The 23,857-nt window shown below is 72.3% G+C and carries 16 protein-coding genes and 1 CRISPR repeat array; of the genes, 4 read left to right on the plus strand and 12 right to left on the minus strand.

Features of this window, described 5'->3' with window-relative positions; genetic code table 11:
• Positions 1–14: 14 nt before the first annotated feature.
• Positions 15–917: an ABC transporter permease gene (locus ACZ6A9_RS20525; RefSeq protein ID WP_468987457.1), complete on the minus strand. Its 903-nt coding sequence runs from the start codon at positions 915–917 to the stop codon at positions 15–17.
• A complete protein-coding gene (locus tag ACZ6A9_RS20530) occupies positions 914–3,571 on the minus strand; it encodes an alpha/beta fold hydrolase (RefSeq protein WP_468987458.1) in 2,658 nt (885 codons plus the stop codon). The genes ACZ6A9_RS20525 and ACZ6A9_RS20530 overlap by 4 nt, the downstream gene beginning before the upstream one ends.
• A 342-nt stretch (positions 3,572–3,913) precedes the next feature.
• Here ACZ6A9_RS20530 and ACZ6A9_RS20535 point away from each other — a divergent pair, with 342 nt between their 5' ends.
• From ACZ6A9_RS20535 to ACZ6A9_RS20545, 3 genes are all read left to right on the plus strand, one after another.
• Complete coding sequence (locus ACZ6A9_RS20535) at positions 3,914–6,187, plus strand: MMPL family transporter (RefSeq protein WP_468987459.1); 2,274 nt, start codon at positions 3,914–3,916, stop codon at positions 6,185–6,187.
• Positions 6,180–7,499: a sensor histidine kinase gene (locus tag ACZ6A9_RS20540; RefSeq protein WP_468987461.1), complete on the plus strand. Its 1,320-nt coding sequence runs from the start codon at positions 6,180–6,182 to the stop codon at positions 7,497–7,499. The genes ACZ6A9_RS20535 and ACZ6A9_RS20540 overlap by 8 nt, the downstream gene beginning before the upstream one ends.
• Before the next feature lie 151 nt (positions 7,500–7,650).
• Complete coding sequence (locus ACZ6A9_RS20545; protein ID WP_468987462.1) at positions 7,651–8,343, plus strand: response regulator transcription factor; 693 nt, start codon at positions 7,651–7,653, stop codon at positions 8,341–8,343.
• Between the two features lie 183 nt (positions 8,344–8,526).
• Here the strand turns inward: ACZ6A9_RS20545 and ACZ6A9_RS20550 are convergent, their stop codons facing one another.
• Both ACZ6A9_RS20550 and ACZ6A9_RS20555 read right to left on the minus strand, forming a co-directional pair.
• Positions 8,527–9,738, minus strand: a complete 1,212-nt coding sequence (locus ACZ6A9_RS20550; protein ID WP_468987463.1) for an FAD-dependent monooxygenase — start codon at positions 9,736–9,738, stop codon at positions 8,527–8,529.
• Positions 9,735–11,177 carry an MFS transporter gene (locus tag ACZ6A9_RS20555; RefSeq protein WP_468987464.1) on the minus strand — a complete coding sequence of 481 codons (1,443 nt, stop codon included), beginning with the start codon at positions 11,175–11,177 and terminating at the stop codon, positions 9,735–9,737. Before ACZ6A9_RS20555 ends, ACZ6A9_RS20550 begins: the two co-directional genes overlap by 4 nt.
• 516 nt (positions 11,178–11,693) lie before the next feature.
• Between ACZ6A9_RS20555 and ACZ6A9_RS20560 the strand changes: the two genes are divergently transcribed.
• Entirely contained in the window at positions 11,694–11,993 is a 300-nt protein-coding gene (locus ACZ6A9_RS20560; RefSeq protein WP_468987465.1) for an NIPSNAP family protein, read from the plus strand.
• On the opposite strand, the gene ACZ6A9_RS20565 is transcribed toward ACZ6A9_RS20560, so the two are convergent.
• The 8 genes from ACZ6A9_RS20565 to casA all read right to left on the minus strand — a co-directional run bounded on the left by ACZ6A9_RS20565 (position 11,994) and on the right by casA (position 23,693).
• A complete protein-coding gene (locus ACZ6A9_RS20565) occupies positions 11,994–15,533 on the minus strand; it encodes an nSTAND1 domain-containing NTPase (RefSeq protein ID WP_468987466.1) in 3,540 nt (1,179 codons plus the stop codon).
• A gap of 247 nt (positions 15,534–15,780) precedes the next feature.
• Positions 15,781–17,457: direct repeats of the CRISPR family, unit length 29 nt; unit sequence CGGAACACCCCCGCGTCGGCGGGGAGGAC.
• 17 nt (positions 17,458–17,474) lie between these two features.
• Complete coding sequence (gene cas2e / locus ACZ6A9_RS20570) at positions 17,475–17,792, minus strand: type I-E CRISPR-associated endoribonuclease Cas2e (RefSeq protein WP_468987467.1); 318 nt, start codon at positions 17,790–17,792, stop codon at positions 17,475–17,477.
• The gene (gene cas1e, locus ACZ6A9_RS20575; RefSeq protein WP_468987807.1) at positions 17,792–18,739 is read right to left on the minus strand and encodes a type I-E CRISPR-associated endonuclease Cas1e; all 948 of its coding nucleotides are present in this window, start codon (positions 18,737–18,739) and stop codon (positions 17,792–17,794) included. Before cas1e ends, cas2e begins: the two co-directional genes overlap by 1 nt.
• A 56-nt stretch (positions 18,740–18,795) precedes the next feature.
• Positions 18,796–19,446 carry a type I-E CRISPR-associated protein Cas6/Cse3/CasE gene (gene cas6e / locus ACZ6A9_RS20580; RefSeq protein WP_468987469.1) on the minus strand — a complete coding sequence of 217 codons (651 nt, stop codon included), beginning with the start codon at positions 19,444–19,446 and terminating at the stop codon, positions 18,796–18,798.
• A complete protein-coding gene (gene cas5e, locus ACZ6A9_RS20585) occupies positions 19,443–20,243 on the minus strand; it encodes a type I-E CRISPR-associated protein Cas5/CasD (RefSeq protein WP_468987470.1) in 801 nt (266 codons plus the stop codon). Before cas5e ends, cas6e begins: the two co-directional genes overlap by 4 nt.
• The gene (gene cas7e / locus ACZ6A9_RS20590; protein ID WP_468987471.1) at positions 20,240–21,367 is read right to left on the minus strand and encodes a type I-E CRISPR-associated protein Cas7/Cse4/CasC; all 1,128 of its coding nucleotides are present in this window, start codon (positions 21,365–21,367) and stop codon (positions 20,240–20,242) included. The genes cas5e and cas7e overlap by 4 nt, the downstream gene beginning before the upstream one ends.
• Positions 21,364–21,918 carry a type I-E CRISPR-associated protein Cse2/CasB gene (casB, locus tag ACZ6A9_RS20595; protein ID WP_468987472.1) on the minus strand — a complete coding sequence of 185 codons (555 nt, stop codon included), beginning with the start codon at positions 21,916–21,918 and terminating at the stop codon, positions 21,364–21,366. The genes cas7e and casB overlap by 4 nt, the downstream gene beginning before the upstream one ends.
• Positions 21,919–22,097: 179 nt before the next feature.
• A complete protein-coding gene (gene casA, locus ACZ6A9_RS20600; protein WP_468987474.1) occupies positions 22,098–23,693 on the minus strand; it encodes a type I-E CRISPR-associated protein Cse1/CasA in 1,596 nt (531 codons plus the stop codon).
• Positions 23,694–23,857 lie beyond the last annotated feature (164 nt).

A 23,857-nucleotide genomic window follows, 5' to 3' on the forward strand; every position in this document is an offset into this window, starting at 1 on the left:
CACGTCCCGCCTCGTCACGACACGACGTCCTTGCGCACGAAGCCGCGGAAGGCCAGCGCGAACAGCACGAGCGCGTACGTCACGGACACCGCCGCGCCCTGGATCATGCCGGACCACTCCGGGCTGGGCCGGACGGCGTCGGCCCAGGCGAACTGCCAGTGCGCGGGCAGGAAGTGACGCCAGTCGCCGAGCGCGGTGACGGCGTCCAGCACATTGCCGACGATGGTCAGGCCCACGGCTCCGCCGACGGCGCCCAGCGGGGCGTCGGTGCGGGTGGACAGCCAGAACGCCAGGGCGGCGGTGACCAGTTGCGACACGAACAGGTACGCCACGACGATCACGAGCCGCTGTGCCGCGGTGCCCGGGTCGAGCGCCCCGCCGGTGGGGATCCGCAGTGGGCCCCAGCCGTAGGCGACGCTGCCGACGGCGAGCGCGACGACCGGCAGCAGCACCATCGCGGCGAGGCTCAGCCCCAGTCCGACGATCAGCTTGGACCACAGCAGCCGCATCCGGGGCACGGGCGCGGCGAGCAGGTAGCGCAGGGAGGACCAGCCGGCCTCCGAGGCGACGGTGTCCCCGCAGAACAGGGCGACGGGGATGACCAGCAGGAAGCCCGCCGACACGAACAGGTTCACGGCGGCGAAGTTGGCGCCGGACGCGGTGGCCGTGTCCATCAGGTTCACCCGGCCGCCGGGCCGGTCCGGTTCGCCGCCGATGGCGAAGGCGACCACCAGCACGAACGGCAGGAGGGCGAGGACCGCGCCCATGACGTAGGTGCGGCGGCGCTTGAGCTGGCGGGCCAGCTCCACCCGCAGGGGCAGGGTGCGGCCCGCGCGGTAGCCGTCGGCGGCCTCGGCGGGGCGGGCGGCCGTCCCTGCCGGCCCGGCGGGTTCGTTCCGCTCGGTGAGCGTGCTCATGCGGAACCTCCGATCAGGGTGAGGAAGGCGTCCTCGAGGCGGCGGTGCGGGCCGACCGACGCCACGGGCACGTCCATCCGGACCAGTTCGGCGATCAGGCGCGGGGCGGTGCCGTCGGCGCCGAGCCGGACCAGCAGTCCTTCGTCGGTGCGGACGGCCGAGGCGACGCCGGGCAGCGCGGCGATCTTCTCGGCGACCGGCTCCTCCACAGGTGTGACGGTGCCGACCAGCAGGGTGTCGCCGGAGCCGACGATCTCCTGCACCGGGCCCGCCTGCACGAGCCGTCCGCGGTCCATGACCACGAGGTGGGTGCAGGACTGCTCGACCTCCGACAGCAGGTGGCTGGAGACGATCACCGTGCGTCCGGCGGCCGCGTACCGGATCATCACCTCGCGCATCTCGCGGATCTGTGGCGGGTCGAGGCCGTTGGTCGGTTCGTCGAGGATGAGCAGGTCGGGCAGGCCCAGCATGGCCTGGGCGATGGCGAGGCGCTGGCGCATGCCCTGGGAGTAGGTGCGTACCGCGCGGGCGAGCGCGTCCCCGAGGCCGGCGATCTCCAGGGCCTCGTCCAGGCGGGCGTCCTGCGGCGGGCGGCCGGTGGCCCGCCAGTACAGCTCCAGGTTCTCCCGGCCGGACAGGTGCGGCAGGAAGCCGGCGCCCTCGACGAAGGCGCCGACCCGGGAGAGGACCGGGGCGCCGGGGCGGATGGCGTGGCCGAAGACGCGGATCTCACCGTCGTCGGGCCCGATGAGGCCCATGAGCATGCGCAGGGTGGTCGTCTTGCCGGCGCCGTTCGGGCCGAGCAGTCCGAGGACCTGGCCCTTCTCGACGCGGAACGACAGCTCCCGCACGGCGTACCGGTCGAAGGAGCGGGCGTACCGCTTGCTCAGGCCGGTGATCTGCAGGGGCACGTCGGCGAGTGCGGGGTCGGGCGCCGGGGCGGTGGTGCGGCGGCGGCCGGTCAGCAGCAGGCCGAGGGCGATCAGCGCGCCGGCGGCCGGCAGCCACACCACCCACGCGGGCAGCGGCGCGGCGGCGGTGGTCACGCCGGGCGCGGTGGGCACGGTGAGGTCGCTCTTCAGGGAGACGGTGTACGTCGCCGGGGCGGCCGGGGTGGCGTAGCCGAGGTCGGTGGAGGCGAGGACCAGGCGCAGCCGGTGGCCGTCCTCGACCTCGTGGTCGACGGCGGGCAGGGTGAGCGTCACGTCCTTGCCGGCCCTGGCGTCCTCGACGCGGACGGGGGCGACGAGCTGCGAGGGCAGCACCTGCTGCCGTCCGTCCGGGCCGACGTCGTACACCTTCGCGAAGAGGACGGCGTCGTCGCTGGTGGACCGCACGCGCACGGTGACGGTCGGTGAGCCGGTGATCCGCAGGTCGCCGCCGACCGGGGCGGACTCGAAGCGGGCGTGCTGGCCGGGGAAGTCGAGGGAGATGCCGATGCCGAGCGAGGACAGCTGGGCGAGTCCGCCGGAGCCGCCGAGGCCGGGCAGGGCGGAGACGGCGGGCGGGCCTCCGCCGGCCGGGTTGGCGAAGCTCTGCTCGTCGCGTCCGGTGAGCGGGAGGGAGCGGCCGCCGCTGCCGAGGCCCGGGTAGCGGTCGGCGCTCGCGCCGTTCAGCACGGCCTGTCCGTCGGTGGAGTCGACGCCCCCGGTGCGGGTGACGCGGAAGGCGGGGCCGGTGTCGGCGCCCTGGTCGTCCTTCAGGTAGCGGTCGAACCAGGCGTTCACGCGCTGTCGCACCCGTGCGGTCTCCGGGTCGCCGCCGTCGTGTCCGCCGGCGATCCAGTCGACGCCCACGGGGGCGCCGTTGGCGCGGATCGCCTGTGCGGCGGCGTCGGCCTGGCCGAGCGGGAAGAGGGAGTCCGACTGGCCCTGCAGGAGGAGGGTGGGCACGTCGATGCGGTCGGCGACGGCGGACGGGGAGCGCGCCTCGAGGAGCGCGCGTGCCTCGGCGTCCGGGACGCCGGACTCGGCGACCCGCTCATACATCTCGCACAGCGCCGGCTCGAACTTCTCGCAGCCGCCGCCGGAGTTGACGAAGATGCCCGCCCACAGCCTCTTGAACACCCCGCCGGGGAACAGTGCGTCGGCGAGGTCGAAGTAGGTGATGGCGGGGGCGATGGCGTCGACCCGGCCGTCGTGCCCGGCGGTGAGCAGGGCGATGGCGCCGCCGTAGGAAGCGCCGGCCATTCCGACGCGCGGGTCGCCGTCCTTGTCGAGCCGCACCTCGGGCCGGCCGGCGAGCCAGTCGATCAGCCGGGAGACGTCGGCGACCTCGCCCTCGGGGTCGTTCAGCCCGATCTTCCCGGTGGACCTGCCGAAGCTGCGGGCGGACCAGGTGAGGACCGCGTACCCGTCGCGGGCGAGTTCCTCGGCCTGCTGCCGCACGTCCTCCTTGCTGCCGCCGAAACCGTGTCCGAGCAGGACGGCCGGGCGGCGTCCTTCGGGTCCGGCGGTGAAGTACGAGGTGTCGATGCGCACCCCGCCCTCCATGTCCATGACCCGGTCGGCGCGGCGGACCGGGGGTGCGTCGTCCGAGGCGACGGCGGTCCAGGTGCCGGCACCGGCGAGCACGACGACGGCGGCCGCGGCGGCGGCCGTCCGTCGCGGCCGCCGTGACCGCAGCCACCGCGCTCCGGGCAGTCGAAGATCCATGCGTCAACCGTACGGGGTCCACCTGTCACCGGGCTGTCGACCGCAGACCGAGCCGGGCGCCCTCCCAGCGGCGTACGGGACCGGCGCCGCGTACCGCGTTCGTGGTACGCGGACGCGGGTGGGAAGCCCGGGAGGGCCGGGTCCGTACAGCTCAGGTCGCCACTCCCCGGCCGGGCCGGCCCGTAGTGCGGAGGCACCAGGACGGGCGGGCGGCTGGTCCGGGAGCACCAGGCCAGGACGGCTGCCAAGGACGATGCCCGCCGGGACGCCGGCGGGAAGTGTGGAAGGCGCGCGGGATCCCGCGCATTCCTCCTGTGCAGTGGTGTCTGGAGTGATCGGCAAGTGGCGACTTTTCTGTACCGGGCCGGACGGTGGGCCTTCCGGCGGCGCCGACTCGTGGGCGGTCTGTGGCTGGGGATCCTGGTGCTGGCCATCGCCGCCGCCGCCATGGCGCCGGCCGGGGAGGAGGAGGAACTCTCCATGCCCGGCACCGAGTCGCAGAAGGCGTTCGACCTGCTGGACGAGCGGTTCCCGCAGGGCAACTCCCAGGGTGCCGAGGCCCGCCTGGTGTTCCGGGCCCCGGACGGGCAGCGGGTGACGGCGAAGGAGAACAGGGCGGCCGTCGAGGAGACGCTCGGCTCGCTGGACCGGGGCCGCCAGGTCGCGTCGGCCACCGACCCCTACGAGACCGGTGCCGTCAGCGAGGACGGCACCATCGCCTACTCCACGGTCACCTACACCGTGGGCGTCGTCGACCTGACCGATGCGACACGGAGCGCCCTCGAGGACGCCGCGGACCGGGGCCGGAACCTGGGGCTGACCGTCGAGACCGGCGGCTCGGCCCTGGACGCGGAAGAGGCACCGGGCGGTACGACGGAGATCATCGGCATCGCGGTGGCCGCGGTGGTGCTGGTCCTGGCCCTGGGATCGCTGGTCGCGGCCGGACTGTCGCTGCTGACCGCCTTCCTCGGGGTCGGCATCGCCTTCGGCCTGGTCTCCGCACTGGCCGTTCCGCTGGGCCTGACCTCGACCGTCGCCATCCTGGCGCTGATGCTGGGACTGGCGGTCGGCATCGACTACGCCCTCTTCATCACCTCCCGCTACCGTGACGAACGCGCCGGGGGCAGCGAGCCGGAGGAGGCCGCCGGACGGGCGGTGGGCACGGCCGGGTCCGCCGTCGTCTTCGCCGGCGCGACCGTCTTCATCGCTCTGGTCGGCCTGGGCGTCGTCGGGATCCCCGAGCTCACCAGGATGGGCATGGGCGGCGCGGGCGCCGTGGCCCTCGCCGTACTCGTCGCCCTCACGCTGGTCCCCGCGCTGTTCGGGTTCTTCGGCCGGCGGGTCCTTCCCCGCGCCGTCCGCAGGGCCGGCCGGCCGGGAAGCGCGCGCACCCGCGGGGCGCACACCCATGGGGCGCCCGCCGCGGCCGGCCGGGCCGGACTCGGCACCCGCTGGGCCCGGTTCGTCCTGCGCCGGCCGGTGGCCGTGCTGCTGGTCGCCGGACTCGGGCTCGGAGCAGTGGCCGTACCGGTACTGAGCCTCGAACTCGGCCTGCCCGGGGACGAGTCCAAGTCGGTGGAGACCACCCAGCGCCGCGCCTACGACCTGCTGTCGGAAGGCTTCGGCCCCGGATTCAACGGCCCGCTGACCGTGGTGGTGGACCTGTCGGAGTCCGCGGACGCCCGGGCCGCCGCGGACTCGGTCGTCAGGACCGTGGAGAGCGTGGACGGGGTGGCGTCGGTCGGTGAGCCGCTCCTCAGCGAGAGCGGGGACACAGCCGTCCTCACCGCCGTACCGGAGACCGCGCCGAACAGCGGCGAGACCAGGGACCTGGTGCACGCGCTCCGGGGCACGGCCCCGGACATCGAGGCCGAGACGGGCGCCGGCGTCCTGGTGACCGGCTCGACCGCGATGAACATCGACATCTCCGAGGCCATGTCCGACGCCCTCATCCCCTATCTGATCGTGGTCATCGGCCTGGCGGTGCTCCTGCTGACGGTGGTCTTCCGCTCGGTCCTGGTCCCGGTCAAGGCGGCACTGGGCTTCCTGCTGTCGGTGGGTGCCGCCTTCGGCGTCCTCGTCGCCGTCTTCCAGTGGGGCTGGGCGGCGGACCTGCTCGGTATCGAGCAGACCGGACCGGTCATGTCGCTGATGCCCCTTCTCGTCATCGGCATCGTGTTCGGCCTCGCCATGGACTACGAGGTCTTCCTCCTGACCCGGATGCGGGAGTCCTACGTCCACGGCGCGTCCCCCGGCGAGGCGATCGTCAGCGGTTTCCGGCACAGCGGACGGGTGGTGGCCGCGGCGGCGATCATCATGATCAGCGTGTTCGCCGGATTCGTCGGGATGACCAGCCCGACCATCCAGACGATGGGCGTCGGCCTGGCCGCCGCCGTCGCCTTCGACGCCTTCGCGGTCCGGATGGCGATCGTGCCCGCGGTCCTGGCACTGCTCGGCCACCGGGCCTGGTGGCTGCCCCGTACCCTGGACCGCGTGCTGCCGAACGTGGACATCGAGGGCGAGGCACTGAGCAAGGCCGTCCCGGCCTCCGCGACCGTGCCGGACACGACCGTGCCGGACCCGGCCGTGCGGCGGCTCCCCGTGGCCCGTGACTGAGCAAGCCGTGAAACCCGGGGGCGACCACGCGCGACCACGCCGCGCGTGGCTGCGGGAGGCGGTGATCACGGCGACGGCGTTCACGCTCTGCCTGTTCGGCGGGGCCGTGCGGGTCGACGACACCCTGTCGGCGCCGCCCGCCGCCGCCTACGCCATCGCCGTGACGTCCTGTGCCGTGCTGCCGGCGCGGCACCGGGCACCCCTGGCCACCCTGGCGGCCACCACCGCGATCGGCGTGCTGGCACCGCTCCTGAACCTCCTGCTCACCCCGCTCGTCGTGGCCCCCGCCCTGATCAGCGCCTACTCCTACTCGCTCGCCGCGCGCACCGAAAGCCGCGCGGCGGGCGCGGTGCTGTTCGCGTCCGTGGCACTGGCCGCCTCCACCTCCCTGTCCGGGGACTTCTCCTGGAAGGACGCGAGCAGGATGGGGGTGATGGCGCTGTCCCCGCCGGTGGCCGGCGTACTCGGTTACTCGGTGCGGAACCGACGGGCCTACCTGGCGGCCGTGGAGGAACGGGCCCGGCGGGCCGAGGAGAGCATGGACAGCGAGGCACGCCGGCGGGTCTCCGAGGAGCGGGTGCGCATCGCCCGGGAACTGCACGACCTCGTGGCCCACCAGATCACCCTGGCCAACGCACAGGCCACGGTCGCCGCCCACCTCTTCGACACCCGCCCGGAACAGACCCGCAAGAGCCTCAAGGAGCTCGTCGAGACCACCTCGGACGCGCTCGACGACCTGCGGGCCACGGTCGGTCTGCTGCGTCAGACCGGGGACGCGGCCACGCCCGCCGAACCGGCACCCGCGCTCTCCCGGCTCCCCACGCTCCTCGCGTCCTTGCGCCGCGCGGGCCTGGAGGTGTCGGTGCACCAGGAGGGCACGGCCAGACCCCTGGCGCCGGGGGTGGACCTCACCGCCTACCGCATCGTCCAGGAGGCCCTGACCAACGTGACCAAACACGCCGGCACCGGTGAGGCCCGGGTGCGCCTCGTCTGGGCCCGCGACCATGTGACCCTCACCGTCACCGATGACGGGCAGGGCACCCGTACGGCGCCGGCCGCGTCCCCATGGCCCCGGGTGCTCAAGGCGCAGGACCGGCCGCCCGGTTACGGACTGATCGGCATGCGTGAACGCGCCACCGCGGTCGGGGGCCTCCTCTCCGCCGGCCCACGCCCGGAGGGCGGCTTCCTCGTCTCCGTCCGGCTGCCCCTCCCGTCCGCCAAGGACACGACACGGGGAACCGGCCACGCGGCGGCCACCGAGGGGGCGGACGGCTCACGGCGCGACGGACGGAGCGATGAACGGACGGAGTGAGGACGGACAGAGTGACGGAGTGACGGACGGACGGAGTGGCGGAGTGGCGGAGTGGCGGACGGACGGAGTGGCGGAGTGGCGGAGTGGCGGACGGACGGAGTGGCGGAGTGGCGGACGGGCGAACGGGCGACAGCGAGGCCGGGGGCACACCATGACGTACCGGGTCCTCCTCGCCGACGACCAGGCCCTGCTGCGCGGCGCCTTCAGGATGCTCCTCGACAGCGCCGACGACATCACCGTGGTCGGCGAGGCCGCCGACGGCAGGGAGGCGGTGAGACTCGCCCGGCAACTGCGCCCGGACGTGGTGGTCATGGACATCCGCATGCCCGAGGTGGACGGCCTCACCGCCACGGCGCAGATCTGCGCCGACCCGGAACTGCGGGCCAGCCGCATCCTGATCCTCACCACGTACGAGACCGACGAGTACGTCGCCCAGGCGCTGCGCGCGGGAGCCGGCGGCTTCATCGGCAAGGGCATCGGCGCCGAGGAACTGCTGGACGCCGTACGGACGATCGCCGACGGCGACACCCTGCTGTCCCCCACCGCCACCCGCTCCCTGGTGGCCCGCTTCCTGGCCACGCCGGAGCCGGCCCCGTCGTACCGCTCCGAACAGCTCGCCGCGCTCACCCCGCGCGAACGCGAGATGGTGGCCGCGGTCGCGACCGGCCTGTCCAACCAGGAGATCGCCGAGCGGATGTTCCTCAGCCCCTTCACCGTCCGCGCCCACGTACAGCGCGCCATGACGAAGCTGGAGGCCCGCGACCGGGCGCAACTCGTCGTCATCGCCTACCGGACGGGCCTGGCCCGGGCCACCCCCGAAGGCGGCGCGGATCGTCGGTCATAGGGCCGGTATCGGAGTCCCGCCGGGCCCTCAAGTGACCGGCCGTGCACACCCGTCGCCGCCCGGCGCGAGCCCACGGGCGCCGGGCGGCGATGTGACGACGGGCCGCGGAACGACACTCGGGACGGCGCGGCCCGCGGGAGGCTCCCGCGGGCCGCGCCGTCCCACCGCGCTACCCGCACCGGGTCACGGAATCGGGGGAACCGGGGGAAACGGGGGCAGCGTGAGGGCCGAGTGGGCCGGTCGTGCTGTCGCCGCGGAGGGCATGGTGACCAGGCTCCGCAGCCTCGTGTCGCGTTGTTCCAGGGCCCGCGCCGTGGTGGGGAAGAGGGTGGCCGCACCGTTGTCGACCAGTGCCTGGTTCAGTTCGACGAACTCGCGGACGCCGCGTTCGTAGGCGGCGAAGGCCGCCGTGTGGTCCCGGTTCGCGGCCAGGGCGCCGGCGAGCACGTGGGCACCGGCCAGCGCGAGGCTCGACCCCTGCCCGGTCAGGAACGAGGGTGCGTAGGCGGCGTCGCCGACGAGTGCGACGCGGCCGCTGGACCAGTGGGGCATGCGGATCTGGCCGACCGTGTCGAAGAACAGGTCGTCCGCGTCGCGCAGGGCACTGACCATCCGGGGGATCTTCCACCCCGCGCCCGCGAAGGCCGTGGCGAGCAGGTCCCGTTGGGCGTCGGGGTTGCGGAGGACGTCGGACGGCGGTTCGGGCCGGTGGACGTTCAGGAACGCGTGCAGTTCGCTGTCGTCCCCGACGGCGTAGAGGGCCCCGGCCTTCCCCGGGGTGTTCCACAGCACGATCTCCCGGGAGAGCCCGAGGGTGTTCGGCATGGTGAAGACGGCGAAGCAGTACCCGAGGTAGTGGTGGAACCGTTCCTCGGGGCCGAACAGGGCCCTGCGGGTGGCCGAGTGCATGCCGTCGGCGCCGATCACCAGGTCGAAGGTGCGCCGCCGCCCGCTGCGGAAGGCGACGTCGACCCCCTGCCCGGACTGGTCGAGGGTGTCGATGGAGTCGCCGAACAGGAACTCCACGTCGTCGCGGACCGTCGTGTGGAGGATCTCGGCCAGGTCCCCGCGTCGCACCTCGAGGTCCTGTTCATCAGCCCCGCCCGCAACGGCACCCGGGGAGAGCGAGGCCACTTCACCCCCGTCGGCGTCGAGGAAGGTGACGCGACGCGAGTCGACGTGCGCGTCCCGCAGGCGCGGCAGAATCCCCATCCGCCGGACCACCTCCAGCGCGGTACCGCGGATGTCGATCGGGTAACCACCGCCGCGCAGTGCGTCCGCCTTCTCCACCACGGTGACCGCGCATCCGGCCCGGTGCAGCCAGTACGCCAGCGCGGGTCCGGCGATGCTGGCCCCGGAGACCAGGACCGTGCGCTGCAGACCGCTGGATGTCATACCCGGACTCCTTCTTCCGTCGTACGGACTTTCGCCGTGCGGGCTTTCGCCGTACGGACGAACAGCAGTGACAGCGCGGCGACGAGTCCGGAGACGACGAACCCCGTGACGAAGGCCGATTCGGCAGGCAGGCCCGCCACAGGCCCGATCCCGGCGTCGAGGATCGCGCCGGCGACCTGGGCGCCCAGCGCGACACCGATCACGCGGGTGACCACGAGCAGGCTGGTGGTGATGCCGATGTCCTCGGTCCCGATGGCGGTGGCCGTACCGGCGAGCAGCGCCGTCGTGCCCGCTCCCGCGGCGAACGCGGTCAGCACCTTGGCGAGGACGAGTTGCCAGTGCGCGGTGTGCAGCGACGCCAGGGCGGTCATGGTGGCCGCCGTGACGACGGCGGCCACGACGACCACGGCACGCGGGCCGAAACGCCGCGCCGCGATCCCGCCGACCGAATCGCTCAGCACCCCGGCGACGGCGCCGGGCAGCAGGAGCAGTCCGATGTCGGTGGTACTGGCTCCGAAGCCGTACCCGTCGGCCGGCGCCGCGAGCATCTGCGGGAGGAGCAGGAGCACCATCCCGGAACTGACGCTGATGACGAACGTGAGCGCACAGGCCCTCCAGACCGCGGACTTCGCCAGCATGCGCAGATCGACCATCGGCGAGACCACCCGGCGCTCGACCATGACCCACCCGGTCGCGAGACCGGCCACGGCCACCGCGACGGCACCGGCCGCGAGCGGCGGCATGCCGTCGTCCCTCGTCACCGTCACGAGCCCGAGCATGAACACGAGCAGCGTGCCGCTCAGCAGGACCGTGCCGGGCCAGTCGATCCGGTGGTCCGACTCGACCGGCGGATCATGCGGCACCAGCCGGGCCACGGCCGCCGTCGCCACCACGACCGCGATCGTCGGCAGTCCGAACATCCACTGCCAGGACAGCCCTTCCGCGATCGGCCCGGCGAACAGCATGCCCACCATGCTGCCGCCCGTGAACAGCGCGATGACCAGCCCGATCACCGTCTGCGACTCCCCTGCCGCGAGGTGCTTGCGCACCAGGATGAAGGAGAGGGGCAGCGCGCCCACCATGACGCCCTGCACCACCTGGCCGAACAACAGCACCGGCAGGCTCGGCGCCAGAGCGGCCGTCAGACCGCCCGCCGAGACCACGGCCATCAGCCGGACCAGCACCCGCTTCCCGCCGTAGCGGTCGCCGAGCTTGCCCGCGACGGGCGTGACGACCGCGCCGGTGACGAGGAGCGCGTTGCCGATCAGGGCCCCTTCGGCGGCACTGACCCCCAACTCACGTTGCAGCAGCGGCAGCGCGGGCTCCACCACCGACTGCAGGGTGCCGAGGGCGAGCGCCAGGACGCCGAGGGCACCGATCGCCGGCCATCCGATACGGACCGGCGGGCCCACGGCTTCGGGTACGGACGTCACGCTCACCGGCGCTCACCCACCGGACCGAACGCCGTCCGCGAGACGGTACCGGGTAAGGAGAGCCACGGACCGCCCACGAACGGACGCCGCCGACGGCCCCACCGCCCGGTCCGACAAGGGAAAACAACCACCCACTGATCACTCACTGATCGCTCCAGACACCACGGGAGATGAGGAATGCGCGGGATCCCGCGCGCCTCCCACACTCCCCGCCGGCGCCCCGGCGGGCATCGTCCCCCGCAGCCGTCCCGCCCTGGTGCCCCCGCACCAGCCACTCCCCCGCCCTGGTGCCCCCGCACTACGAGCCGACCCGGCCGGGGCCGCGCCTGCCGGGGAGCACCGTGACCCGAGCCGCACGACGTCGATCACGCGAGAACGATCGCGGGCGGGCTGCGCGCACGCCCCGCGGACCCGCGGACCCGCGGACCCACGGAGAGGAAGTTCTCCCGGACAGACCGCCCCGACGGACACCGACCTGCCTAGGCTGTGCCACAACGGCCGAACGCCAGGAGGATGTTCACCATGCCCGGAACCACGCAGCTGCGTACGTACACCGTCCGTGACGGCCTGCTCGACGAGTGGGTCGAGCGCTGGAGGCGCGAGATCGTGCCGCTGCGGCTGAAGCTGGGCTTCACCCTCGGCGGGGCATGGGTGGACCGGGAGCGCAACCAGTTCGTGTGGCTTATCTCCTACGACGGTCCCGAGACCTTCCAGGAACGCAACGCACTGTACTGGTCGTCACCCGAGCGCAAGGCGATGGACCTGAACCCGGACGACTACCTAGTCCACACCGACGACCGCACGGTCGAGCAAGTCCATTGATCACACACCGTCGAGCGGCAGCATGTGGTGCCGCCGTTCCTCCTCCGTGAGCGTGCGGAAGACACGCCCTCGCGCGACCGCCTCCAGCCGGTCGTAGTCGGGCTCCGCCGGCCACACCCGGGCCGTCCCGTCGGCGGACCCGGTCAGCAGCCGTGTACCGTCACGCGACCACGCCACCGAGGTCACCTTGCCCTGGTGGACTCCGACGACACCGACCTCCTCGAAGGTGGCCGCGGACCACACCCGTACGGTGCGGTCGTCGGACCCGGTGGCGACGTACCTGCCGTCGGGCGACCAGGCGACGGCACGGACCCGCCCCTCGTGCCCCTCCAGGGTGTCGATACGGCGTCCCGTGGCCGCGTCCCACACGGCGGCCGTCCAGTCGCCCGAGGCCGTGGCGATCCGTTCCTCGTCCGGGGACCAGGCCGCGTCCTCCACATAGTTCTCGTGTCCGCGCAGGACGGTGAGCTGTCGGCTGTCGCGGGTGTCCCACAGTCGGCAGGTCCGGTCGTCGGAACAGCTGGCGAGCAACCGCCCGCTCGGCGACCAGGCCACGCGGCCCACCCAGTCCTGGTGTTCGGTGAGTTTCATCAGCTCGGTCCCGTCCTGCGACGACAGGACGCGTACGGCGCCGTCGTGCCCACCGGTCGCGATCCGTCGACCGTCCGGGGACCAGGCACATCCTTCGACGACCTCGCCGCGCCGTTCGAAAAGGGTGCGCCCCGTCCCGTCCGCGACCCGGAGCAACCCGTCGTTGGTGCCGAGAGCGAGCCGGTCGCCGTGCGGCGAGCAGGCCACACTCCACACACGGTCCTCCACCGTCATCACAGGCCCGGCGGGAGCGCCTGTCGTCGCATCCCACATGCGCACGCTGCCGTCGTCCGAGGCCGTGGCAACGCGGCTGTCGTCGCCGGACCACGCGGCCTGGTTCACCGGGCCGTCGTGCCCGTCGACGAGGGTGGCCTCCGCGCCACGGGGACGCAGGTCCCACACCATTCCGGTGCCGTCGGTCGAGCCGGTGGCGAGTTGTGTGCCGGTAGGGGACCAGGTCACTCCCCATACGGTGTCGGTGTGTCCACGCAGCACCGCCACCACCTTCGCGTCGTCGGCGTCGACGATGCGTACGGTCCGGTCGGAGGACGCGGAGGCGAGCATCCGGCCGTCCGGTGACCAGGCCAGGTTCCACACGTAGTCGGTGTGCCCGCGCAGCAGCAGTCGGAGCTCACCCGTTTCCGCGTCCCAGACGCGGGCGGTGTGGTCACCGGAGCCGGTCGCGATGCGGGTCCCGTCCGGGGACCAGGCGACGCCTTCGACGAAATCCGTGTGCCCGGCCAGGGTCACGGTGGCCGTCCCCGTGGCACGGTCCCACACGATCACCGTCTGATCGTGTGACGCGGAGGCGAGACGGTTGCTGTCCGGCGACCAGGCAACACCCCAGACGTCGTCGTCGTGCCCGCGCAGTTCGTGCACGAACCTGCCCGTCCGCGCCTCCCAGACACGTACCACCCGGTCCTTGAACGTGGCGGCGATGTACGCCCCGTCGGGCGACCAGGCCACCTGCCTGCCGATGTCCCCGGCCCCGGTCAGCAGCCGTACGGGCTCGCCGGAGACGGCGTCCCAGACCCGTACGACGCGGTCCCGGCCGGCAGTGGCGACCTGGGCTGAGTCGGGTGACCAGGTGACGGACTCGACCATCGCGCCATCGGAGGGCAGGACGAGCACGGGCCGCCCCGACCCGGCGTCGTAGATCCGGGCCGTACCGTCCCGGGACGCCGTTGCCAGCAGCCGCCCGTCGGGCGACCACGCGATGTCGCGAACCGTGTCGGTGTGCCCGTCGAGCCGGGTGCGCGGATGACTGGCGGCCAGCGCCGTCATCAGGCCCCGCCTCGCCGAAGGCGTCGGCGTGCACTCACCGAGCGCGGCCAGTGACAGCAGCAGGGCGCGCTCGGGCTCGGTCTCCGCGCTGCCGAGCACTTGCAGGCCGATACCGTCGGAGACGCGGCTCAGAAAGGCGAGATCCCGGCGCTGTGAAGCCTCGACGAGCCCTCGGGCGGGCGCCGACGTCTGCCCGGCCTCGTCCAGGGCTTCGAGCCAGCGCTGGGCCACGGTGAGCCGCTCGCCGGTGAGGAGGTAGTCCGGGCTGCGTCCGGACCGTTCCCAGTCCTCGGCCCACCGCTCCAGCTCGGCGCGCTCCCGCAGCCGCTCGGCCCGCGCCTCGACCTCCTGCCGCAGCGGCGCCCACTGCCGGAACAAGGCCTCGTGCGTCACCTGCGCGTACGGCTCCTGACCGGTGGCCGCGCCCTCACGTACGTCGGACCGCAGCAGCCGGGCGTCGATGAACGCGTCCACCACCTGTCGCTCCCGGTCGGTGAGGTCCGACAACGGCACGTGGCGGCGGGCGACCTCCTGCCCCTCCACGGTGACGAACTTCAGCAGCACGCGGAGGACGAAGTCGATGGTGTCGCCCGTACCGAGACCGGCCACGGTGTTGTCGGCCTGGCGCGCCAACGCGCCCGGTACACCACCGAGTCGCTGGTACAGGTCCTCGGTGACCGTCCCGCCGGGGCCGGACGCGAAGTACAGCTCCTGGAGAAGGTAGGCGAGCAGCGGGAGAGCGTCGTCGGCGCCCGTCTCGCTCACGATGGTGTCGACCACGCCGGGTGCGAAGGAGAGGCCCACCAGAGCACCGGGCGCCTCCACCACCTCGGCGAGCTGCGCCCGGCCCAGAGTCCCGATGGCGATGGGGTGCTGGAAGAGTTCGGCGTGCCCGGTGCCGAGAAGTCTTCCCAGAAGATCGACGCGGAGCGTGGCCAGTACCCGGACCGAGGGATCGTGCTCCAGGCAGGCGCGCAGAGAATCGAGGAAGTGGGCCCGTTCTCGCTCGCCCCCAAGGGTGACGAGTTCCTCGAACTGGTCGATGACGAGAAGCGTCCGCCGGAACCGCCCGCCGCGCAGCCGGGCCAGCTCGGCCCGCAGGCCCTCCGGCCCTTGGCGCAGTCGCCGCAGCACGGCACCGGCCGTTTCCCGCTCTCCGGCGGCGGCCGCGAGGGACACGGCCAGGGCCCCCAGAGGATTCGGGCCGGGTGAGAAGGGCGGGACGACAGTCCAGCGGCGCTCTCGCAGCCGGGGCAGCACCCCGGCCCGCACGAGCGAGGACTTCCCACTGCCGGACGCCCCGGCCAGCAGAAGGAACCGGTCGGCGGGACGCGTCGCGGTGGCGTGCAGCCTGCGCGTCAACTCGGCGGCCTGCGCCTCCCGGCCGAAGTAGACGGCCGCCTCGTCCTCGTCGTACGCGTCCAGTCCCGGATACGGCACCCGGTCACGTGGCCAGTCGGCCTGCGGCGGCGCGGGATTCTCCAGCCGGTACACCACGACCTGCCCGACCACCATGGCCACCACCAGCAGCCCGATCGCCGGGACCGAGAACCGCTGGATGACTTCGAGCACCCACGGTGCATCGTCCGTGCTGGTGGCGTAGTTGGTGGTGATGCCGAGTAAGCAGGCGACCAGCACCAGCATGACCTGGAGCAGCACCTGCATCCGGTTCCTCATCCGACACCACTCACGACCATGTCAACGCCCACCGGCACGCCCTGCCCCCGATCCCCCGGCCTCAAGAACCGGTACCTAGCTCTCCCGGCCCTCACATGGACAGGAGAGCCCGCGACCATCCTCCGTGGCAGCAGGAGCACGATCAACGGTGCAGGCCGGATCCGGCCACAACGCAGGAACACCCCGCGTCGGCGAGGAGGACTACGGCACGGCGGACTCGGGTGTACCGCTCGATCGGAACACCCCCGCGTCGGCGGGGAGGACCGGGTTCAGCCGCAGATCCGCACGGTTGTCAGCGGAACACCCCCGCGTCGGCGGGGAGGACGCCTGAGCCCGGTGCTCCTGCGCCTGGTGCCACGGAGCACCCCCGCGTCGGCGGGGAGGGCTTCTCCCACATGGCGCGGGTGATGCTGATGGACGGAACACCCCCGCGTCGGCGGGGAGGACGCGGCGTCCGGCCCATTGTCGTACGGGAACCGCGGAACACCCCCGCGTCGGCGGGGAGGACGGCGTGAAGGTCGGCGCCGCCATGTCCTCTTCCGGAACACCCCCGCGTCGGCGGGGAGGACCAGGACCTGCTCCTGCCCGTGGGCCGGCACGACGGAACACCCCCGCGTCGGCGGGGAGGACGGAGGACGCGATCTGATGGCCCAGGGCTGGCGCGGAACACCCCCGCGTCGGCGGGGAGGACGTGCGGGCGGTCCGTACGGCGGCGCGCGCGGACGGAACACCCCCGCGTCGGCGGGGAGGACTACAGGAGGACGGCCAACGGCAGCGGGGGAGGGCGGAACACCCCCGCGTCGGCGGGGAGGACTCGTCGAGCGCGTTGATGTCCTCCTTGGCGTTCGGAACACCCCCGCGTCGGCGGGGAGGACCGCCAGCGCCCGCCAGGCGTCCTCACCGATGACGGAACACCCCCGCGTCGGCGGGGAGGACTTGGTCCGCTTGCGGCCCCTCCCCTTCTTCGGCGGAACACCCCCGCGTCGGCGGGGAGGACTATGCCATCCCGCCGCTGATGCGGTTCGGGCGCGGAACACCCCCGCGTCGGCGGGGAGGACGCCTGGTCGACGTCGTCCCGGTTGTCGGCGAGCGGAACACCCCCGCGTCGGCGGGGAGGACCTCGATGGCGGACTGCTGGACGGTGACCCGCTCGGAACACCCCCGCGTCGGCGGGGAGGACCCGGTCATCACGTCCCGGTGCGACGACGACAGCGGAACACCCCCGCGTCGGCGGGGAGGACAGGCGCCCGGCGGGGGTGAGAATGCGGGCGTCCGGAACACCCCCGCGTCGGCGGGGAGGACTCGGCACACTTTGCCGTCATCGTCGCGGGCATCGGAACACCCCCGCGTCGGCGGGGAGGACGGGTGGGAGCAGCGGATCCGGGTGCGGGAGATCGGAACACCCCCGCGTCGGCGGGGAGGACTGCCGCAACGAGGTGTTGGCGAAGCGCGCGTTCGGAACACCCCCGCGTCGGCGGGGAGGACGCGGCCCTGCAGGCGTCGTCGATGGGCTCGCGCGGAACACCCCCGCGTCGGCGGGGAGGACGAGCGGGGCCAGCAGTCACCCACCCTCGACACCGGAACACCCCCGCGTCGGCGGGGAGGACGGTGCCGCAGAGGCCGCAGGTGTTCACGTGCGCGGAACACCCCCGCGTCGGCGGGGAGGACGTGACGTTGCTGGCGACCGAGGTGTCTGCCGGCGGAACACCCCCGCGTCGGCGGGGAGGACATGATCTGCGCGGCCGTGTCGAGCTCCCGCACCGGAACACCCCCGCGTCGGCGGGGAGGACATCAGGTCGACGATGCGGCCCACGAGCCGCGCCGGAACACCCCCGCGTCGGCGGGGAGGACGCGGTGGCCTTCCTCGCGGGCGACATCGATGGCGGAACACCCCCGCGTCGGCGGGGAGGACCCTTTTTGACCTGCGACTTAAGAGGGGCTTTGCGTTTCCTTTGCTTTGGGGGCGGCGGTCATGCGGATCAGGGTAAGGCCGTCGAAGTCGATGGGGACTCTACGGCGGGTTCCTGCGGTGCGGATCGCGTAACCCTGTTCCGTAGCGGCGGGGTGGATGAGAACGGCAGCGCCGTTGCCCACGACTTCGGTAACGGCGCGCCAGAGTTCGTCGCGGACGCGGGCCGAGACACTGCCGACGAAAATGCCGGGGACCACTTCGCTGGTCCACCGGCTGAGGGCGCCGCGCAGATGGTCGGGGACCGCGGTCGTGGCGATGACGACCATGGCGGGCATCAGTCGTCTCCTTTGGCGTAGTTGACGCCTGCCGGGAGGACTCCGGCCTTCGGGTCCCAGAGGTGGACCATCCGCACATCGCGCCGTTCGGAGCGTTCGTCTTCCATGTCGTCATCGGCTGTGGGGGTGCGGGGTGGGGTCAGCAGGGACTGGAGGTCGTCCACGATGCGGGGCAGGAGGCGCAGCAGCCGGAGGTCTTCGCGGAAGCGGCGGCGGGCTTCCTGCTCGGGGTTGTCGGAGTTGTGGAGGGCGAAGGCGAGGGGGAGTGTGATGTCGGCTTTGTAGAGGTCGGCGATGTCGTAAACGAAGGCGTGCTGGGTGCCGGCATGGACGTAGCCCAGTGCCGGGGAGAGCCCGAGGGCGAGCAGGGCCGCGTGGACGACGCCGTACAGGCAGGTGTTGGCTGCTGACAGGGCGAGGTTGACGGGGTCCTGGGTGTCCCACTGGTCCGGGCGGTAGTTGCGCCGGAAGCGTCCGATGCCGTGCTGCTGCGCAAGGATCTTGTAGAAGGCCTTCATGCGCTGGCCTTCCATGCCCCGGAGTTGGTCCAGGGTGACGGGTTCCGGTACGTCGGCGTCTTTGAAGCGCATCCGGTACATGCGGACGGCGATGTCGAGGCGCTGTGCCGGGTCGGCCCATGTCGCGACCTGCTGTTCGAGCCAGTGGGTGGTGAGGGAGTCGGGGAGGATGCCCGCGTAGGCGCGGATGCCGCCCGCTCCGACGCAGACGACGCTGGTGCCATGGCGGGCGAGTGTCGTCAGGGCGGGGGTGGTGATGGATACCCCCGGGCCGAGGAGGAGGCAGGACAGGGCTGCTGTGGGGACGTAGACGAGGTCGGTGTGGTGTTCGTCGGTCTGGATCTGCGCGCACACTCCGGTGTCGTCCTGCACCACGCGGACCATGTCCAGGTAGAGGAAGGACAGGGAGTCCGCGACGCGGGGGAGCATGGCCAGGGTGGGGACGGCGAGGCGTCTGCGTGCGTCGCCGCCCCGTCGTGGCGCACTCACGTGGTTCTCGCGGGTGCGAGACTGAGCAGTCCGGCACCGTACGGTTTGCCGCGTCCGATGCCGTGGACGACGGCGGCACGAACCGCGTCGGGGTCGGTGACGGTGGCGGTGCCGTCGTAGCGGAGCAGGCTGTGCCGCATGCGGGGGGCGTCCCGGCCTCGGGGACGTACCGGTTCCAGGGTGGTGGGGGTCAGGACGTGGAGGTCGAGGCCGGCTTCGGTGGCCCGGCGCAGCCACCACTGGTCGGCGTCGGCGCCGGAGAGTGGCACGATCCGACCGCGCTTCCCCTTCTCCTCCAGGGTGAGCCGCTCTCGTTTGACGGGGTTGAGGACGATGCGGAAGCGGACACCGAGTCCCTTGCGCAGAGCAGTGAACATCGGGGCGAGGCTCTTGACCTCGGCCTGCCCGTATCCGGTGGGCAGGCGTGCCGGGTCGAGCACGGTGGCCTGGACGAGAAGGGTGCTGGAGGTGTCCGTCTCGTCCAGGCGGTACAGCAGTCCGGCCCGTTGGCGGGGCGCGTCGCCGAGGCCGTCGGGGACCATCCGCATCACGGTTCGGTGCAGCTGGGTGGCATCGCGCAGGTCCCGCTGCACGTCACGGCTGTGCGGGTTGAGGCGGATGCGGGCGATCACCGGGTGGTCGTTCATGCGCTTTCCTCGTGGTGAGCGGCGTAGTCGATGAGGCGCTGCGTCAGGGTGTCCTGTGGGCCTGCGAGGGAGCGGGGCACCGGGACCCGGCTGCGGTGGAGGCGGCGGCCGGTGTGGCTGCGGCCGTGTTGGGCGAAGGTCGTCGGAACGTCGTTCACTTCGATGACGTCGACCGGTACGGGTTCTGCGGGATCACCCGTGGACGGTGGCTGCTCCGAGAGGAAGTCCACGGTGATCGTCCCGGTTGTCCGGCTGTCGCCGTCCTCCGCTCGTGGTGCGGTGCGGCTGAGCGGCACCCGGCTGCGGAGTTCCTCCTCCGGATCGTCGACGTGGCGGCGCAGGAGGAACGGCTCGTCGGGGACGCAGGAGCGGCGGCCCAGGTAGGGAGCCCAGTGCGGGCGGCTCAGGGCGTCCGCCAGGCGCTCGACGGTCGTGTCGTCGGCTGTCATGACGGCGACGACGAACACCGCGTCGGACAGGTAGTGGCGGCGGGTGATGACGGCGGCGCCCTTGTTGCTGCCGCCGCTGGTGGCGGCAGTCCGGTTCTTGGGGAACCCGCCGCCGACTGTGTGGTAGTCGACCAGCCGGATGCCCGGCCGGTCCACGCGTACGGTGAACCGCAGGTCCCGGTAGCGGTCCAGGCCTCCCGCGTCGCGGCCGATGCCCTCCGCCGCGGCGAACATCCCGATCAGTGCGGAGCGGGTCGGGAAGGATGCCGTGTCCCTCACCGCGGTGAACGCGGACCGTTCGCCATAGGACTGCAGAGGACCGGCCAGGCGCAGCAGCAGCCCGCTCACTGCCGGCCCTCCACGTCCGGCACCGCGGCTTCGACGGCGGCGTCGATCAACTGCTCGAAAGCGTCGTGAGCCGTGCCGAGCCCGCTGTACTTCTCCTCGGGGTCGATGACGGTGTGGCCGTGGAAGCGCCGGTTGCGGTTGCCGGTGAGGCGGTTGAGGTTGCGGGCGTAGGTGTCGAGGGCCTGGCGGGAGGGCTGGGAGAAGCCGCCGTGCCGGTCGCCGGTGACGGGGGTCTCGAAAGCCGCGGCCAGGGAGAGGGGCCGGTGTTCCCGCACGGCAAGGTAGGCCAGGTCGGGGACGGTGTGCGGGGCGGTGCTGTTTTTCTTGGCCTGCGGGAGGGAGAGCAGGAAGTGCTCGGCGAAGGAGCCGAGCACGGTCCGGGTGGCTTTGGCGTCGCCTTCCAGGTTCTTCAGCAGGTCGGCCACGTTGACGGTCGCGTACCGGTAGAAGACACCGGCGCTGAACTCGGCGGTGTCCAGGTGGCCGCTGCCGGTCTCGGCCTCGCCCAGCCAGTCGTCGACGGCGGTGAAATAGTCGCGCTGCGGCTCCGCGGCGTGTGTGGTGAACGCGTGGGCGACCTGGGCCGCCCCGTCCACATTGGCGTCGGGAAGTTCGGCGAGCATGCGGCCCAGGAGGCTGATGGAGGCGGTGCGGCTCTTGAGGATCTTCTCGATCCGCTCGGGCGGCAGTACCTGGCCCGGCTTCTTCTTGCCCTGGGCCGCCTCCAGATCCTGGCGGTACTCGGCACACACGGTGGCCAGTTCGTCGATGGCCACCTCCGGCAGGAACAGCAGCACCGATGTGTGACCGGCCGACTCGACGCCGATGCCCTTCTTCCCCGCGCTCGCGGCGACCTGCTCTCCGGCGAACGCGGCCAGCTCGGTGGGCCAGCCGGTCCCCTCAAGAGCACGCCGTACCTTGGCCGGTACCAGCCGGGTGCGGGCGGCCTTTTCCCCGAGGTCCTGCTCGACGCCGAGCCGGATGACCCGCTTCCAGGACTGGCTGGAAACCCGGATGCGGGAGGCATTGCCGTAGCGCACGTGTTTGGGGGAGCCGAGGTCGTCGCGGTTGAGGTTGGCGGCGGGCACCGACTGCAGGGCGCTCAGGTCCAGGTAGAGGGTCATCGGTCGTTCTCCTCGGCAAGATCGGCGGAGTCATCGGGTGAGGCGGGGCCGGGTGCGCCGACCACGGTGCGGAAGTAGCTCTCGAGCCAGCGGGTGGCGATGCGGTCACGGCTGTGGTTCCACCGGGCGAGGTCCTCCAGGAGAACCGCCCAGTCGACCGTGATGCCGCCGCCCAGGAGCTGGCGGACGAGGGCGGGCAGGCTCGGGTGGACGGCGTCGCTGCTCTGCCGGGCCATCAGGTGGAGGGCGCTTTCGGCGGAGTTCTCCTTGAGGACGCCCTTGGCGACGGCCTGCCCGAGCGAGGCGCCCAGGTTGGGGCGTTCGTACCAGGAGACGGATGCGCTCCCCTCGGGTGCGATGTCACGCGCCGAGCGGGGGCGTGCGGCGATCAGCGAGGCCACCGCGTAGTACGCCCGCCGGATGTCGGCGTGATGCTGGTCGTCATGGTCGCGCAGCCAGGGCACCAGGTAGCGGTGCATGTGGTTGCACCGCTCCACCGGCAGTCCGAGACCGCGTCGCAGTGCGGCACGGGCCTGCGTGGAATCGCACACGTGATGGATGTAGGCGACGAACCGGTCCGATACGCGGACGGTCGAAGGATTCGGCGGGTCAGACACCGCCGACACGGAGTCGGTCATGAGACGTCCCTGATGCGGGGAAGGGTGAGGTGAGGTGAGATGCGGTGGCGAAAGGCCGCCAACGGGTGGCGGCGGGAGCGGGCCAAGCAGATTCAGCCGGATGCGGTCGGCTGCAGGAGTGCGAGCAGGAGACTTCGGGCGCGGTGACGGGCGCGCGCCACTCTGATGTCCGCACGGCCGGTCTGGCCGATGGCCTCGTCGAGGGCGGCAAGGGCGGCGTCGACGAACGGTCTGTCGACCCGGTCGGTGGTACGGCCGGACTCGGTGAGCTGCCAGAACCGCTGCTCCGCGGCCGGCCAGTAGCGGGTCATCGCAGCCGAGGCCCACGGGCCGGGCTTACGGGCATCCAGCTTGATCTTGGCCTTGGGCGAGGGGTCGACGTTGGAGTCGGTGGCGATCTTCCAGGCGATCCTCGCGGCGAAGTCCAGCCGGTCACCGGTCTTTTCCGCAGCGGTGTGGCAGTGCTTGACGTGGTAGGCCATCTCCGCATCGTTCTCCTCCTGCCATTGCAGGACCTGCGGACTCGTCGCCCGGAACCAGACACTGTCCTTCTGCTGGCCGTCCTGGTCGAAACCGTAGGCACGCACTCGCAGAAGGGGCAGCAGCGGCCTGGGCAGGTGTTCGAGAGCCGGAGGGCGCCGGGCGTCCTGTCTGTCGTCCTTCAGCAGCAGGGAGTCGAGGTCTCGCCACAGGGCCCTCGCGCCGTCGGCCTCCCGCGGCCAGAACTCCCCGTCCTTACGGCGGTCGAGGATCTGGTACGGATCACGCACCTTGTGCGGCGGCTCGTGCGTCGACCAGGTGAGGTAGGCGTCGGTCACCGTCCGGCCGTCCTCGGACGGCACGAGCAGCGCGGCATGCCGGAACCGGCCGGTCAGCATCCGGCCCGGCCAGGTGACCGGCGGCAAGGGCTCCAGGGGCGCGTTGAGGTCGGTCTCCCACGGGCAGACGTCCTCCGTCTCCCAGTCGGCCTCGGCCTGAGGGCTCGGCACAGCCAGGACCAGCGTGGTGAAGAGGTCGGGTCCCCACGGGAAGTACGAGATGGACTTCCGCAACGGGGCCGCGTCACCGCTGCCCGCCCGCTCGCCGGTGATCCGACGGGGCGTGCACTGTCCGGACGGCCCGTAGTACAACTGCGCGATCAGATGCCAGGCAGCCTCGGCAGCCGGTACCGGTACGGGTACGGTGTCGGTGAAGTGCCCGAACAGCACCGCCCCGTTGACTCCTGTAGGGCGGCCCATCACGAGTTTGTTCACCCCGGACGGGTTCGGCGCGCCCTTCGCGTCCACGCACTCCGCGCGCAGGCGCGGATCTTGGAGGAACGGCCGCTCGGGATGGAACAGGTCGAATCGGCCCACCAGGTCCTCCCGGCCGAAGTAGGCGTCCACCGCCCGCGGGTCGAACCGGCCGGCCTTCAGGACACGGTCTCGCAGGCCGAACCAGTCGTCGATGTCCTCGGCGACATCCGGGTCGTCGAGCCGTTCCCCGCCGTCGGTGGCGATCCTCGCCGCGATCGGCGCCAGGATCCGTAACAAGCCCGCTGCCGCCGGCGGCAGCGGGACCTCCAGATCCTCGATCTCATGCGCCCGCTCGAACAGCTCGTACAAACCCACGCGCACCGACTCCCCCGTCAGTAGACGCACGGGAATCCACGGCTCATCCCGTAGGTCGAATCCCCCACTCACGGCCATCCCCTCCAACGTCTGCGCTCCCCGTGACACATCAGCACGTCAAACCCCCCATTGGCCCTGCTTCGAGCGCCCCGATATTGAAGCAGCCACCACTGACAACCAATCCCCTTCCGCCAGAAGCAGCACCAGTAGAGCACTTACGCAAAGGTCGTGCACTCACTTCC

The sequence above is a fragment of the Streptomyces sp. NPDC041124 genome, assembly GCF_055592385.1.